General features: G+C 43.6%; 13 protein-coding genes and 1 pseudogene. All 14 read right to left on the bottom strand.

Annotation, left to right across the window (positions count from 1 at the left end; translation table 11 throughout):
* On the bottom strand, nucleotides 1-262 hold a 262-nt coding region (locus BSG1_RS15950; RefSeq protein WP_006838180.1), incomplete at its 3' end, for a putative DNA-binding protein.
* A 726-nt stretch (nucleotides 263-988) separates the two neighbouring features.
* On the bottom strand, nucleotides 989-1,987 hold the full coding sequence (ftsY, locus tag BSG1_RS15945; RefSeq protein WP_006838179.1) for a signal recognition particle-docking protein FtsY: 999 nt from the start codon (nucleotides 1,985-1,987) through the stop codon (nucleotides 989-991).
* 14 nt (nucleotides 1,988-2,001) lie between these two features.
* Nucleotides 2,002-5,571 carry a chromosome segregation protein SMC gene (smc, locus tag BSG1_RS15940; protein WP_006838178.1) on the bottom strand — a complete coding sequence of 1,190 codons (3,570 nt, stop codon included), beginning with the start codon at nucleotides 5,569-5,571 and terminating at the stop codon, nucleotides 2,002-2,004.
* A gap of 11 nt (nucleotides 5,572-5,582) precedes the next feature.
* On the bottom strand, nucleotides 5,583-6,332 hold the full coding sequence (rnc, locus tag BSG1_RS15935; RefSeq protein ID WP_006838177.1) for a ribonuclease III: 750 nt from the start codon (nucleotides 6,330-6,332) through the stop codon (nucleotides 5,583-5,585).
* A gap of 310 nt (nucleotides 6,333-6,642) precedes the next feature.
* A complete protein-coding gene (acpP, locus tag BSG1_RS15930; protein ID WP_006838176.1) occupies nucleotides 6,643-6,876 on the bottom strand; it encodes an acyl carrier protein in 234 nt (77 codons plus the stop codon).
* Nucleotides 6,877-7,640: 764 nt separating this feature from the next.
* Nucleotides 7,641-8,384 carry a 3-oxoacyl-[acyl-carrier-protein] reductase gene (fabG, locus tag BSG1_RS15925; protein WP_006838175.1) on the bottom strand — a complete coding sequence of 248 codons (744 nt, stop codon included), beginning with the start codon at nucleotides 8,382-8,384 and terminating at the stop codon, nucleotides 7,641-7,643.
* A complete protein-coding gene (gene fabD, locus BSG1_RS15920; RefSeq protein ID WP_006838174.1) occupies nucleotides 8,381-9,328 on the bottom strand; it encodes an ACP S-malonyltransferase in 948 nt (315 codons plus the stop codon). The genes fabG and fabD overlap by 4 nt, the downstream gene beginning before the upstream one ends.
* Before the next feature lie 18 nt (nucleotides 9,329-9,346).
* Nucleotides 9,347-10,339 (bottom strand): phosphate acyltransferase PlsX, encoded by a 993-nt coding sequence (gene plsX, locus BSG1_RS15915; protein WP_006838173.1) that lies wholly within the window; start codon nucleotides 10,337-10,339, stop codon nucleotides 9,347-9,349.
* Complete coding sequence (fapR, locus tag BSG1_RS15910; RefSeq protein WP_006838172.1) at nucleotides 10,336-10,914, bottom strand: transcription factor FapR; 579 nt, start codon at nucleotides 10,912-10,914, stop codon at nucleotides 10,336-10,338. Before fapR ends, plsX begins: the two co-directional genes overlap by 4 nt.
* Before the next feature lie 86 nt (nucleotides 10,915-11,000).
* A complete protein-coding gene (gene recG, locus BSG1_RS15905) occupies nucleotides 11,001-13,049 on the bottom strand; it encodes an ATP-dependent DNA helicase RecG (RefSeq protein ID WP_006838171.1) in 2,049 nt (682 codons plus the stop codon).
* Complete coding sequence (gene sdaAA, locus BSG1_RS15900) at nucleotides 13,042-13,929, bottom strand: L-serine ammonia-lyase, iron-sulfur-dependent, subunit alpha (RefSeq protein ID WP_006838170.1); 888 nt, start codon at nucleotides 13,927-13,929, stop codon at nucleotides 13,042-13,044. Before sdaAA ends, recG begins: the two co-directional genes overlap by 8 nt.
* A 51-nt stretch (nucleotides 13,930-13,980) precedes the next feature.
* The gene (gene sdaAB / locus BSG1_RS15895; RefSeq protein WP_006838169.1) at nucleotides 13,981-14,646 is read right to left on the bottom strand and encodes an L-serine ammonia-lyase, iron-sulfur-dependent subunit beta; all 666 of its coding nucleotides are present in this window, start codon (nucleotides 14,644-14,646) and stop codon (nucleotides 13,981-13,983) included.
* A gap of 174 nt (nucleotides 14,647-14,820) precedes the next feature.
* Nucleotides 14,821-16,497 (bottom strand): DAK2 domain-containing protein, encoded by a 1,677-nt coding sequence (locus BSG1_RS15890; RefSeq protein WP_006838168.1) that lies wholly within the window; start codon nucleotides 16,495-16,497, stop codon nucleotides 14,821-14,823.
* 15 nt (nucleotides 16,498-16,512) lie between these two features.
* Nucleotides 16,513-16,623 (bottom strand): annotated as a pseudogene (locus BSG1_RS20965) (Asp23/Gls24 family envelope stress response protein); the annotation flags it as partial.
* Nucleotides 16,624-16,629 lie beyond the last annotated feature (6 nt).

Genomic DNA, 16,629 nt, shown 5'->3' with positions numbered 1-16,629 from the left:
ACTGTTTGATTTCCCGCAAAAGCTTGCTGCGCTCTTGAAACTTCTGAAATAATAAAAGCTTTTCTTCATATTCTTCAAGCATTGCTTCTGTTCGCTTGATATTGTCATAAACTGCCTGACGGCTAATCTCATATTCTTCGGCGATTTCGCCAAGAGAAAAGTCGTCCAAGTAGTAGAGGGACATATAACTGCTTTGCTTAGGAGTTAAAAGCGACTGATAGAAATCATACAGATAGTTCATACGGGTCGTCTTCTCCAGCATTTCATTCTCCCCCTTGTGTTAAGTGAAAAACCTTTACATTGGAATAATACCGAGTTTTTTTATGAATGTCAAGTGTCAAAAGTGGAGGTGTTCAGTCATTGGTTTACGTGTTAGAGTGCTGAGGCATGGGAGCGGGGACCGCGAAGAACAGTACAGCAATTTGATGATGCTTTGTCATAAAAAACTTAGAAACCCCATTTAGTGACGTACTGATTGTGAGTGTGTACTTTGATTAGTCTAATGAACGCGTCTTGGGGTGGTACCCTACCCTAATTCCGTTTTCTTTTCTGTTTCGGTCTTATGAAGGCTTCATGAGACACCTAAACCTGCTTTCCCTGCTGTTTTGGTCTTATGGATGATTCATGAGACACCCTAAGCATGTTGCTTGTGCTGTATTGGTCTCTCGAACCCTCCAGTAGATTTCATAACCTTTTATATAATCTAACAATCTTTCTATTTACCATAAAAAATATGCGACTTCCTCTTATTTTCCCAATCTTACCCTTAAATAAGGTCGATTTGCTAACCATCTAAATAAAAGAAAATGATTGGTTATTAATATTTGCGTCTAATTCTAATTAATTGCATCAAGTTAAGAAGTTATTGCGTCTAATTCCAATTAATTGCGTCTAACTAAGAGTTTTTGCGTCCAATATGGATTAATTGCGTCAAACACATAAAAAAAACCGCAATAAGCGCAAGCACTTACCACGGTCTACAAATGGGTTACTCTTCGTCAACCTCTTCTTTATCAACGAGGTTGGAGAATAAGCCGTATACATATTTTTCAGCATCGAATGGCTGCAGGTCATCGACTTTTTCACCTAGGCCGACAAACTTGACCGGAATCTGAAGTTCATTCCTGATTCCGATTACGATTCCACCTTTGGCTGTACCGTCAAGCTTCGTGAGAACGATACCGGACACATCTGTTGCTTCTTTGAAAGTCTTCGCTTGAAGCAGGGCGTTTTGGCCTGTTGTTGCATCAAGGACAAGAAGCACTTCATGTGGGGCGCCAGGGATTTCCCGCTCAATGACTCTTTTTACCTTTTGGAGTTCATTCATCAGGTTAACTTTATTTTGCAAGCGGCCCGCTGTGTCACAAATAAGGATATCCGCTTTTTTTGCTTTGGCAGATTGGACAGCATCATAGATGACTGCCGCGGGGTCAGAACCTTCTGAGTGTTTGATGACCGGTACTCCGGTCCGCTCTCCCCAGACTTCAAGCTGGTCAATCGCCCCGGCACGGAATGTATCACCAGCAGCCAGCAAAACGTTCTTGCCCTGCTCCTTGAACATGTGTGCCATTTTTCCGATTGTCGTTGTCTTTCCGACACCGTTGACGCCGACAAAAAGGATAACTGTCAACGTGTCTTCCTGGATATTCAGCTCACTGGAAGCCCCTTCATCTCCTTCATAAATTTCAACCAATTTTTCAGAGATGACACTTTGAAGTTCACTGGTTTCCTGGATGTTTCTGCGTTTTGCTTCGAATTTGAGTTGGTCAACCAGTTCCATAACTGTATCAAAGCCCACATCGGCACCAATCAGGATCTCTTCCAGCTCTTCGAAGAAATCTTCGTCCACTTTACGGTACCTAGCTACAAGATCATTAACTTTCGATGAAAAGTTATCTCTAGTTTTTGATAGACCATCTTTAAATTTATTTGTTACAGAATCCGGAGTGGATGTAAATTTTTCTTTTAATTTCTTAAAAAAACTCATTCCTAGCACCTGCCTTATTTAACTTCAACAAATTCTTTTGTATCTTCCAATCTTACTGAAACCAGCATGGAAACACCCGATTCCTGCATGGTAACCCCATATAAGACATGCGCTTCTTCCATCGTTCCTTTTCGATGAGTGATGACGATGAATTGGGTTTCCTGGCTGAATTTCTTTAAATACTTACTGAACCTTTGAACATTGGCCTCATCCAGAGCCGCTTCGACCTCATCAAGGATGCAGAACGGTACCGGCCGGACTTTCAGGATGGAAAACAAGAGGGCGATAGCCGTCAATGCTCTTTCTCCTCCAGAAAGCAGACCGAGGTTTTGCAGTTTCTTACCAGGAGGCTGTGCGACGATGTCCACTCCTGTATTCAATAGATCGTCTGGATCAGTCAGTTTCAACTCGGCTCTTCCGCCGCCGAACAATGCTGAGAACACACCTTCGAATTCAGCTTTAATGGCATGGAATGTAAAGTCAAACCGCTTTACCATCTCAGTGTCCATTTCTTTGATCACTTCATGCAGGGTATCTTTCGCTTCTTGAAGGTCTGCTTGCTGCTCAAGAAGAAATTGATAACGTTCAGAAACCCGATCATACTCATCAATTGCTCCCAAGTTGACTGTTCCCAGCTCCTCGAGGGCCATTTTGATGAGTTTTACCTTCTTTCGTGCTTCACCAATTTCCATGGTCAGCGGATAATCTTCTTTAGCCGCCTCGAAGGTCAGCATATATTCTTCCCTTAGGTGGGCAAGGCGATTTTCCAATTCCACATCCAGACGGTTGATTTTCACTTCTTCGTCTTTCAAGGCCCCTAATAATCCCTTGTGCTGTCTTTTTAATTCTTTCAGGGTAAGCTCTTCATCTTCGACCTTGGTTTGTACCTTCATTCTTTCCTCACGCCGGCTGCTGATAAGGTTGGCTGTTTCGCGTTTTTCCCGGGCCCTGGCCTCGGCATTCGCCTGAAGCTGTTCTTCTCCAGAAAAGTCATTTTCCATCTCGGTTGTCAGCCAATGAAGATCTTCTTCAAAGTCCTTCTTCTTCTTTTCTGACTGTTGCAGCTCGTCATTCAATCGGGACAAGACACTTTTGCTTGCATTGAGCTGCTCGTAACGTGCTGCGAGTTTTGCCTTCAACTCACTGATTTCATCAACAATTTCTTCTTTAGATGACCTGTCATTATTTTTCTGGTCGGTCAATCGCTCAATCCGGTCCTCCATTGTAAGGAGTTCCTGAGAAATAGCATTGAGTTCTTCTTGAAGTTCCTTTATGCGTGTTTCATTATTAGATCTCTGGGCTGAATATTCCCCTTTTTCCAAGTCATAAAGGGAAAGCCTCTCATCCATATTTTTTTGGGATAATTCAAGTTCTCTCTGTTTTGATTTTTGTTCTTGTTCCTCATACCTTAACTGTTCACCTTTCAGCCTCATATCTTCAAGCTTCTTTTCAGTATAGGAAATATCACTTTTATACTGCCTGATTTGTTCTTCAAGACCAGCTGTTTTCTCTTCCATTTGCTTAAGCTTTACGGTCAGCTCTTCTAATTCGCTTTTTCGGCTGAGAAGCGATGATTTGTTCTGTTTGGTTGCACCGCCGGACATAGATCCGCCCGGATTGACAACGTCTCCATCTAGAGTGACGAAGCGGTAACGGTATCCTGCTAATTTCGCAAGAGCGTTGGCACCTTTAAGGTCTGCAGTGATGATGACATTTCCAAGCAGGTTGCTGACGATGGATTGATATTTTGAGTCAAATTCCAGGAGGTCGGAACCAACCCCGACAAATGCCTCATGACTGCTCAACATCGATAACTGTGAGGAAGGAATCGATTTTCCTTTAATGACATTCATCGGAAGGAATGTCGCTCTTCCATATTGATTTTTTTTCAGATAAGAAATGGCTTCCCTGCCGTGAGACTCGCTTCTGACGACAACATGCTGCATGGCAGCACCCAGTGCCGTTTCCATTGCTTTCTCATACTGTTTCGGAACAGAGATCAGCTCGGCAACTGCCCCTTCCACTCCATTAAGGGTACTGTTCCTTGCTTTCAAAACTTCCTTGACGCCCTGAAAGAATCCTGAATAGTCCTCTTCCATTTCTGCCAGCATTTCTTTTCGCGACTTCGCCTGCTGAAGGAATTGGTAGGCTTGATAAAGAGTCGTTTCAAGCTTTTGATACTTACTCTTCATCGACTCAAGATCGTTTTTTTCTTTTCTGTACGCAAGAACCTGTGCATCTATAGACTCTTTTAGTTCTTGGAGCTTTGCTTCTGTTACTTTTTGTGCTTGTTGAATTTCCTCACGTTGGGCAAGGAATTTTTCATTATCTTCATCAAGCCGCCTGCTGCGACCCGTTTGCTGCTGGAGCTGGGTTTGCAAATACTGAATTTCATTTTTGGCAGCGGCCTGGCGATTCAGTTTTTCAATGTAGTCACCTTTAAGGGTTTCAATCATCGTTTCAATATCATCATTGAAATGCTCGTAACGCTTCTGTTTTTCTGACAACAGTCCCTTGAGGTTTTCGGTGTCTTCTTTAATAGAAGCGTACTCTTTTTCTGTTTCCTGCTTTTCAATGAGGAGCTTTTCAATCCTGCTTCCAGCTTCTTTTATATTATTTTCAAGCTGTTCGCGATTGTTTGAAGCGTTCTTTTTCCGCTCCTGAAGAACTTGCTTCCTTCCTTGAAGCTTCTCGAGTTCCTCGCTGGTAGAAAGAAGGACCTCCTGCAGCTGTGTGATCGACTCATCAAGTGCCGAAGCATTGTCCCTGAGTTTTTCCAGCTGAGCTTCTCTTTTTTGAATTTCTGAGGATAACCTCAGTTCATCTTCCCCGTGCTGTTCGAAAGAGTGACTTAAATTCTGCCACTGCTTGTGGAGGTCCTCAATTTCGCAGACTGTCACGCCAACCTCCACTTTTTCAAGCTCATCTTTCTTCTCCAGATAGTCCCTTGCCATGGATGCTTGTATCTTAAGCGGTTCTACCTGGCCTTCGAGTTCTGAAATGATATCATTCACTCGGTTGAGATTCTCCTGGGTTTCATGAAGCTTGGCTTCTGCCTTCTTTTTTCTATTCTTATACTTGAGGACACCTGCTGCATCTTCAAAGATGGTGCGCCGCTCTTCTGGTTTGCTGTTCAGGATTTCTTCAACTTTCCCCTGACTGATGATGGAGAATGCTTCTTTACCGAGACCCGAATCCATAAACAGTTCTATAATATCTTTTAGCCGGCAAGGCTGTTTGTTCAAAAGATACTCACTGTCCCCAGACCTGAATACTCTCCGTGTTACACTCACTTCACTGTATTCTATCGGCAAGGCACCGTCATTATTGTCCAATGTCAGTGTCACCTCAGCGAAGTTCAATGGTTTTCTCGAATCACTTCCGGCGAAGATGACATCTTCCATCTTGGCCCCTCGCAAGGATTTCGCTGATTGTTCACCAAGCACCCAGCGGATGGCATCGATGATATTACTTTTTCCGCTTCCGTTAGGGCCGACCACCGCTGTTACGCCGGGGACAAAATCAACAGAAATTCTTTCTGCAAACGATTTAAATCCTATGACATCTAGTTGTTTGAGGAACATAGTCTTCCCCCTTAGTTTTCTTCAAGCTTATTTTTAAGTTTTTCTAATGCCATTTGTGCAGCATGCTGCTCAGCTTCTTTTTTGGATCTCCCCGTGCCGATACCAAGCTCTTCCCCATTCAGACAGACCCGGGAGACGAATTCACGGTTATGCGCCGGTCCTTTCTCTTGAAGGATTCCATACTCAATGGTGCCAGCACTGTCCCTTTGAACAAGCTCCTGCAGTTGACTTTTGAAATCCATCACATGAGAAAAAGCACCGGAATTGATCTTTGGATAGACATTTTCCTCTAAGATTGAAAGGACCGGTTCAAGTCCTTGATCTAAATAGAGTGCACCGATAAATGCCTCGAACACATCCGCCAATAGCGCAGGACGCTCCCTACCACCTGTCAGTTCTTCCCCTTTTCCAAGAAGGACAAGTTCCCCGAATTTCAATTCATTTGCAAAAGTGACCAGTGACGGTTCGCAAACAATGGCCGCACGCAGTTTCGTCAATTCTCCTTCACTCATAGTCGGGTACTTTTTATAGAGAAATTGTGAAACGGTCAATTCCAGTACCGCATCACCAAGAAATTCGAGACGTTCATTATCTTCATAAGGTTTTTTCCGATGCTCATTCACATATGATGAATGAGTAAAAGCCTGTCTAAGCAACTTTTCGTTATTGAATTTAATATTATGTTTTCTTTGGAACTCTTTGAATTTTTCATCAATGACTTGCATTAATTGTTTATCCCTGTTTCTTACTTGTTTCCGCATTGGGCCTCCACCTTGCTTTTTATGATTACAGTATTTTGTTACATGCTATTCAAGTTTATGATAAAACCAGCGAAATCGCAAAATTTGTTTTAATTTGTTTACAGTCTCTTAAAAGGACTATTGTCGTTTTAGTATTGTGAATAAAAATAAGAGGTTGTTCTTGAAGAGGCAGACACCGGTACGAGATGAGTCACTGCCTGCTTTTCGCTGCTCAACTCTAACCAGTACATTCTGTGCCATAACTCTTCAAAAACATCCTCTAAAAAGGAACAGCGCTCCGCAATAAAGCGGAGCACCATGTAAACATCGATTAGCCTTTGTTATTTATGTAGTTCACAGCGTCACCGACTGTTGCGATTTTTTCTGCATCATCATCAGAAATTTCCATATCGAACTCATCTTCAAGTTCCATAACCAATTCTACTACATCTAGTGAATCAGCCCCTAAGTCTTCTTTGAAAGAAGCTTCAAGAGTTACTTGAGACTCGTCAACTCCAAGGCGGTCAACGATAATTTTTGTTACGCGATCTAGTACTTCTGCCATTCTTGTCACCTCCCCTCAAGTTATTATAGTAGATTTTAATGAATAATCAAGAACCGTATCTTGATTTTTCGCTCTTGTAATGAAACTGTATTAATAAAATCGGACATTTTAATCCCAATGCTCTTTCTCTTTAAGAGGGTTAAGGGATTTCCGCTCCAGGTGCGAGACTCCGCGGGACGGGCAGTGAATTAAAAAGCGGAAACGGCCGTTCAGCGACGTACAGAGATTTTAGGGCTCACGCATGAGATAAAGGAATCACGAAGAGCATTAGCGATTCGATGATGACTTATCGCAAGGAGAGAGCCCGAAATCTGCTAGCCGCTAAGTCCGTTCCAGTGGGTACGGACCCTCGGCCGCTGGAGCTGGATTGGCCTCCTCGGCTGCGCCTGCTTAAAAAGTGGAGGCGCCCTGTTCAGCCCCGATAGGCATAGAAACAAAGGCGATCTTTCCTTTTATTCTCTCAGGGCTATTTGACCCCGAGGGGCTGGGTTACGTTCCAGTGGGTACGTAACCTCGGGCGCTGAAACTAGACGTCCCGCTAATCCCACAGGAGGTCACGCACCTTCCGCTTCAATCTTTCTGGATATTCAGCGAAATATTTTATCGCTTAACACAAAAAACTTAAGGCTTTAGCGAACTCATTCTCTAAACGCCAGTTTAAAAGAGAGTAAAGTGGTTTCCGCTGCAATCATAAAATTCTAAGCAACAGCCTTATTACTAAAGACGAATAAACCATTATCTTTCTCACAGCCTGTTTAAAGCAATTACATAACCATTCCGCCGTCAACGTGAAGGGTTTGCCCTGTCATGTAGGAAGAGTCTTCCGAAGCAAGGAAGCTGACGACTCTCGCGATATCTTTTGCTTCGCCAAAACGACTAAGAGGGATCCCTTTAAGCATTTCAGTCTTGACTTCTTCACTCAGCTCGTCGGTCATGTCAGTCGAGATGAAGCCAGGTGCGACAGCATTTACTGTAATTCCTCTTGCAGCAAGCTCTCTTGCTGATGTCTTTGTCAATCCGATTACACCTGACTTAGCCGCAACGTAATTTGCTTGTCCAGGGTTTCCGCTTACCCCGACAATGGAAGAAATGTTAATGATTCTACCGCTTCGCTGTTTCATCATTTGGCGGCTGACTGCCTTTGTGCAGAGGAATACACCTTTTAAGTTTGTATCAATAACTTCATCCCATTCACTTTCCTTCATTCTCATCAACAGGTTGTCCCTGGTAATCCCAGCGTTATTAACAAGAATATCGAGAGAACCAAACCGGGAGATGGATTCCTTGACCATGGCTTGGACAGATTCTCCATCAGCGACGTTGCATTGAATGGCAAATGCTTCTCTCCCCATTGCCTTGATTTCTTCTGTCACTTCATTGGCTTTCGCTTCACTTCCTGCATAATTAACAGCTACATTGGCACCCTGGCGTGCAAGCTCAAGTGCTATCTCTCTTCCGATTCCACGTGACGCACCTGTTACTAGTGCAGTTTTTCCTTCAAGATTCATTGTGCAGCCTCCTTCAGCTTCTCCACTGTGTCTCTAAAGCTTTCTTCATCACTTATAGAGAAAGTATTCACCCTGCGATTTACTTTTTTTATCAACCCCGACAGAACTTTCCCTGGACCAATTTCGATAAATGTATCTACTCCGGCATCCAAAAGCTTAACTACTGTGTCTTCCCAAAGAACAGGAGAGTAGAGCTGCTGGATCAAACGTTCTTTAATTTCAGAAGCACTTATCATTGGTTCAGCATTTACATTCGCGATGACCGGCACTTCTGCATCCCTGATCGCTATTTCATCCAGTACACCAGAAAAGTTTTCTGCAGCCGGCTTCATCATGGAAGAGTGGAAAGGCCCGCTTACTTGCAAAGGAAGCACTCGTTTTGCCCCCTCCTCTTTTGCTAGGTCAGAAGCTAATTCTACCCCGCGGAAAGAACCGGAAATAACGATTTGTCCCGGACAGTTCAGGTTAGCAAGTCCAACGTGATTACCTTCAGCGGAAATTCTCTCCGTAATTTCAGAAAGTTGATCGCGGCCCATTCCTAAAACAGCCGCCATTGTCCCTTCTCCAGCCGGTACCGCTTCTTCCATATATTCTCCTCGCTTACGCACAGCGTATACCCCATCTTCAAATGAGATTGCACCTGCTGCAACCAGTGCAGAGTATTCTCCCAGGCTGTGCCCTGCCGTATAATCGGGTTTGACGCCTTCCGATTCAAGCATTTGAAGAAACGCAATGCTCGTAGTCAGCAAGGCAGGCTGTGCATTTTCCGTCAATGTCAGTTTATCCTGCGGCCCCTCAAAGATTAACGTTGAAAGATCGAATCCGAGCCGCTGATCCGCTTTCTTGAAATACTCTTCAACCTGTGGGAACTTTTCCGACAGTTCTTTCCCCATTCCGGCTTTCTGTGATCCTTGACCAGGAAAAACAAATGCTATTTTACCCATATTATCCCTGCTCCCCTCTCATTCATTCTCTTGTTCAGTTACAGCTTCACTTATCGTTTTTGACACAGAGTGGCTGACCATCTGTCTCGCCTGCCGGATTGCATTGAATAATGCATTGGCATTGGAAGAACCATGGGCTTTAATCACAGGCGCATTCAAACCGAACAAACCCGCTCCGCCATATTCTGTGTAATCCAGCATATCTTTCAGTTCCTTCAAATCATTCTTCACAAGTCCGGCAGCAATCTTATTCTTCAAAGATGATGTCAGTGTGGTTTTAAGCATTGAAAAAATTGACAGGGCCGTTCCTTCAATTGTCTTAAGAACCATATTCCCCGTAAATCCATCTGTTACCACAACATCTGCTGCACCTTCAAGTAAATCCCTCGATTCAACATTTCCGATAAAATTGACCGGAGCTTCCTGCAGCAAGGAAAATGCCGCTTTTGTCAGTTCATTTCCCTTTTTTTCTTCCGTCCCAATATTTAACAGTCCTACTCTTGGGTTATCAATGCCTCTTACTTTCTCCGCATAAATGCTCCCCATAATAGCATATTGTAAAAGATGTTCAGGCTTGGCATCTACGTTCGCACCAAGATCGAGCATCAAAAACCCTTTTCCATCCAAAGTCGGCAGAGTCGGGGCAAGCGCTGGCCTTTCAATGCCTTTGATTCTTCCTACAATAAATAACCCTGCTGTCATAAGCGCACCGGTATTTCCTGCTGAAATACAAGCATCCGCCTCTCCATCAGCCACTGCCTGAGCCATCAGCACCATCGAAGCAGATTTTTTCCGCCTTACCGCTCTGACAGGCTCATCTGTCCCAAGTATTACTTCCGTTGTATGTACGACTTCGATTCTTTCATGCTGGCCAAGCACTGGATTTATTTTATCCTCATCGCCAAATAAAATGATTTCAACATCCTGAAATTCATTTACAGCCCTCTTTGCACCAAGCACAATCTCCTTTGGAGCATTGTCGCCGCCCATTGCATCAATGGCTATTTTCATTGTTCATCATCCTTTTCAGCATCGTTTGAACGATACATTTCAAATTCGCCGGCAAAAACTTTGTCACCTCCGACATAACTATTAACTTCCACAAGCGTACGTTCTTTTTGTATTTCTGTCACCTTTGCTTTGGCTATGACCCGTTCACCCTCTTTTACAGGTCTTGTAAAACGAATTTGGGACTTGGCTGTCAAAGCCAGCTCGTCATTGATCACTGCCACAGCCAGGGAGTTTGCCTGCGCAAATAAGTGATGCCCCCGGGCAATCCTGTTTCGCTTAAAAACATGTTCCCCTTTTACATCAAAAATCGATATTGCGTTACGATCAAGGTCGATATCTATGATTTCACCTATAACTTCATCAATAGGCAGGGATTTCACTTCATCATCAAATGTTTTTTCAGCAACATTCTTGATTCTCTCCCTTAATTCAGGGATCGAGAGCTCCATACGATCCAAGCGAATCGTCTGGACACTGACACCGAACCTTTCAGCGAGTTCCTCATCCGTAATAAAGGGATTTACTTTTATTGTATCCGACAATTGTGCTTGCCGTTGCTTTTTTGTTGGTCTCATTGTAAACACCATCCGCTACTAGTACTAGGTACTAATAGTAGTATATAATTAAAAAAATCAGATTGCAAGCACCTGCAATCTGATTTTTAGTCTAACTTTTCTCCTTGAAGAACACCTGATTGTTCCAAAAAACGCCTTAAGGCTTCATACTCGGATGCATGCCAGAATTCATCACTCTGAATCAACCTTTGAGCATCGTTCCTGGCGACCTCAAGCGCTCTGTAATCATGAATCATATCCGCTACCTTAAATTCGGGAAGTCCGCTTTGCTTTTTACCGAAAAAGTCACCCGGTCCCCTCAGTTCAAGGTCTTTCTCGCTTAACTCAAAACCGTCATTTGTTTCAGCCATGATGCGCATACGCTCTTTCCCGACATCTGTTTTAGGATCGGCCAACAGGATACAATAGGATTGCTCGCTTCCTCTTCCTACCCGCCCCCTTAACTGATGAAGTTGGGAAAGCCCAAAACGTTCGGCATCATAAATGACCATCATGGTTGCATTCGGGACATTCACCCCAACTTCCACCACGGTTGTCGATACAAGAACCTGTATTTCATTCCTGCTGAATGCTTTCATGACTTCATCCTTTTCATCCGAATGAAGCCTGCCATGCATGAGGCCGACCTTGTATCTGTCCTGAAAATAAAATTCAAGCTGTGCATGAACATCAATCGCATTCTGTACATCCAGCTTATCTGACTCCTCAATCAATGGACAAATAACGTATGCCTGTCTGCCTTGAGAAAGTTCTTTTTCCATGAAATCAAGAACCCGTTCAAGCTTATCCTGTTTCGCCCAATAGGTTTCTATTGTTTTTCTGCCTGCTGGCATTTCATCAATAATGGAAACATCCATCTCTCCAAACACAGTTATCGCCAGTGTCCTCGGTATTGGAGTCGCCGTCATGAAAAGGACATCCGGACTTTCGCCTTTTTCACGCAGGACTCTTCGCTGCTGTACTCCAAAACGGTGCTGTTCATCTGTGATGACCATGCCGAGGTTCTTGAAGTTGACTTCATCCTGTATCAGGGCATGAGTCCCTATCAGCACATCAATCTCACCATCTGCCAGCTTTTGAAGCAGCAGCTTTCGTCGTTTCCCTTTTACTGAACTTGTCAACAGGGCGGTATTGATTCCAGCAGGAGCAAGAAGTTCACTGAGTGACTCTGCATGCTGTTCTGCAAGGATTTCAGTCGGGACCATCAATGCACCCTGATATCCGGCCGTGATACTGGAAAACAATGCAATGGCAGCAACCACCGTTTTACCTGAACCAACATCCCCTTGCAAAAGCCTGTTCATACGATATGGCGACTTCATATCTGCTGAAATTTCATTTACAACCCTTTTTTGCGCATCGGTCAACGGGAATGGCAGACTGTTTATAAACTCTTTCACCTTTTGTAAATCATAGTTTTGGGAAATTCCGTTGGAGTGTTCGCGCTCAAATTTACGGAGCGCCTGCATTTTCAGCTGGAACAGCAGGAACTCCTCGTACACCATCCTTCGTCTCGCATGTTTTAGACTATTAGGAGATGATGGGAAGTGGAGGTTAAAGAGAGCTTCCTTCCGATTGAGAAGTTTATATTCTGTCCGCAATGACCCGGGAATAGGCTCATGAATCTCATTCCCATAGTGTTCAAAAGCCGTTCTGATATATTTTCTTAGTGACTGATTTTTTATAGAACCTTTCAGGGAGTATACAGGCTCAAAATCTCCTTTAGCTGTATGAGGACCGAGGGAGTATTGCTGAACTGTGATGATCTGCCGATTCTTATCCCACTTGCCGGTAACCGTTATAGTATCTTGAAGATTCAGCTTCTTCTTCAAATAGGGCTGATTAAAAAATGTCGCCTGAATAAGATAACTGCCCGCAAGCAGGCGTACATTCAGGCGAGATTTTTTTCTTCCATAGAACATCAGGGAAGGGGCTGAATGAATTTTCCCTTCAACCGTTACCCGTTCTTCATTTTCTGCTTCCGCCAAATCTTTTAGACGGTAATCTTCATACCGGTAGGGAACATATTCGATCAATTCGCCCACTGATTGAACATTCATTGAAGCGAGCTGCAAAGCTGTTTCATCACCGATCCCTTTAATTTCCGTCACAGGTATTTGAAATAAATCAGTCACCTTTAGTCAATGATACTCCGAATATTTTAGCCTCGAGCTCCCGTCCTGTCGGCGTGGCTGCCAGTCCGCCCTGCGCTGTCTCCCTTAACGCAACCGGCATCGTCTGCCCGATTTTATACATCGCATCGATTACTTCATCACATGGAATGCGGCTCGTTATGCCGGCCAGCGCCATATCAGCGGCAACCATTGCATTTGCTGCTCCCATAGCATTCCTTTTTACACATGGAACTTCAACAAGCCCCGCTACTGGATCACAAACAAGTCCAAGCATATTTTTCAATGTAATGGCCATGGCTTCTGCACTTTGGCTTGGCGTTCCTCCAGCAATCTCAACAATCGCTGCTGCGGCCATGCCAGCTGCTGAACCAACTTCTGCCTGGCATCCGCCGGCCGCACCTGAAATAGAAGCATTATTTGCCACCACAAATCCAAACGCACCCGAAACAAACAAAAATCTGACCATTTCTTCTCTCGTTGGATTCAACTTCTCCTTAACTGCAAACAACGTTCCTGGTACTACCCCTGCCGAACCCGCTGTAGGTGTAGCACAGATCGTTCCCATTGCTGCATTCACTTCATTCGTAGCCACTGCCTTACTGACGGCATCCAATAAAAATTGACCCGAAAGGTAATTGCCCTTTTCAATGTATTTCTGAAGAAGAACAGCATCGCCACCAGTCAAACCTGAATGGGATCTTACTCCCTTGAGTCCTTTTTCAACCGCTTCCTCCATGACCACAAGGTTTCTTTCCATTTGAGAAAAGATTTCTTCCCACGTTTTATTTTTATATTCCATTTCCTGTTCAATCATGATATCTGATATTTTCTTATTGCTGCTTTCTGCCAGTTCTATCAATTCTGCTACATTACGAAACATATTAAATGCCCCCTTCCGATAAATATGAAAGCGCTATCACGTTTTCAGTGATTAATCAGCAATCATGGTCACTTGAGTGACATTTGCTAATGCTTTCAATTCATCTATCACTTTATCATCGATATTATTTTGATCAATTTCTATAGTCATAAGGGCCATTTTTCCAACTTCTTTTCTGGATACATCCATATGGCCGATGTTGATTTCATGGTTAGCAAGCACTTGCGAAACAGCTGCGATTGCTCCAAAGCGGTCCTCGTGAACGACTAAGATTGCCGGGTGATGCCCTGTTAGCTTCAGCTCAAAACCATTTAGTTCTGTCACTTCTATTTTACCGCCGCCTATCGAAATCCCAACAAGTTCCATTTCACTTTTATCATCACCAAGGCGGATCCTCGCAGTATTCGGATGATCCGTGATTGCATCTTCTTCACGAAACCTGATCTTCATACCTTTTCCCTTAGCTATCTTTAACGAATCTTTTATTCTCTCATCGAATGTATCATAATCCATCAGCCCGCCGACTATCGCAACATCGGTGCCATGACCTTTATAAGTTTTGGCAAAAGAGCCATAGAAAGAAATCTCAGCCCACTCAGGGTCTCGCCCAAAAAGGTTCCTTGCTACCCGTCCAATCCTGGCAGCTCCAGCAGTATGAGAGCTTGAAGGACCAATCATGATAGGCCCGATAATATCAAAGACACTTTTATATTTCATTGCCGTCTCCCCTTCCCCCGGTACATTTATAATCGTTATTTTTAATATATATTAAAACCTGTCTATCACTTATAATAACATGACTTTTGAATACTTACATCTGTAACCGCCGAAGCAGAATAACTTTCTATACAAAAGGAAATAGAAGGGAAATCCCTTCTATTTCAGGTGGAATTATTCAATTGAGAAAATGAAGGAATAGAGCGGCTGCTTGCCGTTATAGACCTCTACTTCCACATCTTCATACTTCTCTTCAACAAATTCAGTAAGTGCGTTAACATCTTCTTCAGATGCGTCTTCACCGAATAAGATCGTCAGGATTTCAGCTTCTTCATCCAGCATTTCATTCAGTAGATTCTTTGCCGTTTCAAGGCGTTCTTTACCTGTAACGACGATTTTACCTTCAGAAATCCCCATGAAATCATCTTTTTGGATGCTGAGACCGTCTATGCTTGTATCTCTGACAGCGAAAGTGACTTGCCCTGTTTTCACATAACTTGAAGCGTCTGTCATGGACTTCTGGTTCTCCTCGTTACTCACAGAAGGGTTGAATGCCAGCAAAGCAGCCATTCCCTGAGGCACCGTCTTGGTCGGTACAACGACCACATCACCTGATATTACTTCAGCTGCCTGGTTTGCAGCCATGATGATATTTTTGTTGTTTGGCAAAATGATGACCTTTTCTGCATTCACTTCTTCTACAGCTTTGACGATATCTTCCGTACTAGGATTCATCGTTTGGCCGCCTTCAATTACATAGGTCGCCCCGATGCTGCGGAACAGCTCTGCAATTCCTTCACCCATTGAAACAGTGACAATGCCATACTCTTTCTTTTCTTTAGGTTTTTCAGCTTCCCCATTTTCCGAATTCAACTGATGGGAAGTTTCATTCATGATTGTGCTGTGCTGCTGACGCATGTTTTCAATCTTCATGTTAATCAGGCTGCCATATTTCTGGCCATAGCTTAAGACTTGACCTGGCTGCTCAGAATGAATATGTACCTTCGCAAGCTCTTCATCACTAATGACCAGCAATGAATCACCGTATGCACTTAGATCATTACGGAATGTTTCTTCAGAAAAAGCATCCTTGCCTTCTTCAAAACGGACCATGAATTCCGTACAATATCCGAACTCGATATCTTCTGTATTCATAAAGCCCTGAACACTCTTATGGTGTTCGGCGCTTACCATTTCATCCATAGAAGGAAGCGTAGCGTATTCAGAAACCTGTTCTCCCTTTAACTCTGCAAGGAATCCTTCGTATACAAGCAGTAACCCTTGACCACCGCTGTCTACTACTCCAACTTCTTTTAACACAGGCAAAAGATCCGGTGTTCTGTTAAGAGATGCTCTCGCTTCTTTGACCACTTCTTCCATAAACGTAACGAAGTCACTCTCCGTTTCAGCTGAGCTGACGGCTTTTTTCGCTGCATCTTTCGCCACTGTAAGAATCGTACCTTCAACAGGCTTCATTACAGCTTTATAAGCCGTTTCGACGCCTGTTTGCATGGCTGCGGCAAACTCTTTACTGGTTAAAGCATTTTTGCCTTCAATCGCTTTACCAAAACCTCTGAACAATTGGGATAGAATAACACCTGAGTTCCCCCTTGCTCCCATTAACAGGCCTTTGGATAATGCACCTGCCACTTTTCCGATATGCTCTTGTACATTATTTTGAACTTCCTTGGCTCCAGAAGTCATGGATAAGTTCATATTTGTTCCAGTATCACCATCAGGAACCGGAAATACGTTTAAAGCGTCCACCATCTTCGCGTTGGCTGCCAGGTTATTGGCACCCTGAATGACCATTTCCGCAAAACGCTTTCCTTCCAAAGATGTAATTGACACGAATCTTCCTCCTCACTACGGGTTCGTTACTCGAACACCCTGAACAAAAATATTTACTGAATCGACCGCCAAGCCGACGGTTTTGTTAAGAGTATACTTGACCTTTGACTGTACATTGTGAGCGATTCAGAG

The organism is Bacillus sp. SG-1 (assembly GCF_000181495.1).
In the GTDB taxonomy this organism is placed as follows: domain Bacteria; phylum Bacillota; class Bacilli; order Bacillales; family Bacillaceae_B; genus Rossellomorea.
The sequence above is the reverse complement of the archived record's forward strand: the minus strand, read 5'-3'. Positions and strand labels throughout refer to the sequence as shown.

Excerpts from the sequence above, each read along its gene's own strand:
- ftsY (WP_006838179.1), bottom strand. The coding sequence starts at position 1,987 with ATGAGTTTTTTTAAGAAATTAAAAGAAAAATTTACATCCACTCCGGAT.
- smc (WP_006838178.1), bottom strand. The coding sequence starts at position 5,571 with ATGTTCCTCAAACAACTAGATGTCATAGGATTTAAATCGTTTGCAGAA.
- rnc (WP_006838177.1), bottom strand. The coding sequence starts at position 6,332 with ATGCGGAAACAAGTAAGAAACAGGGATAAACAATTAATGCAAGTCATT.
- acpP (WP_006838176.1), bottom strand. The coding sequence starts at position 6,876 with ATGGCAGAAGTACTAGATCGCGTAACAAAAATTATCGTTGACCGCCTT.
- fabG (WP_006838175.1), bottom strand. The coding sequence starts at position 8,384 with ATGAATCTTGAAGGAAAAACTGCACTAGTAACAGGTGCGTCACGTGGA.
- fabD (WP_006838174.1), bottom strand. The coding sequence starts at position 9,328 with ATGGGTAAAATAGCATTTGTTTTTCCTGGTCAAGGATCACAGAAAGCC.
- plsX (WP_006838173.1), bottom strand. The coding sequence starts at position 10,339 with ATGAAAATAGCCATTGATGCAATGGGCGGCGACAATGCTCCAAAGGAG.
- fapR (WP_006838172.1), bottom strand. The coding sequence starts at position 10,914 with ATGAGACCAACAAAAAAGCAACGGCAAGCACAATTGTCGGATACAATA.
- sdaAA (WP_006838170.1), bottom strand. The coding sequence starts at position 13,929 with ATGTTTCGTAATGTAGCAGAATTGATAGAACTGGCAGAAAGCAGCAAT.
- sdaAB (WP_006838169.1), bottom strand. The coding sequence starts at position 14,646 with ATGAAATATAAAAGTGTCTTTGATATTATCGGGCCTATCATGATTGGT.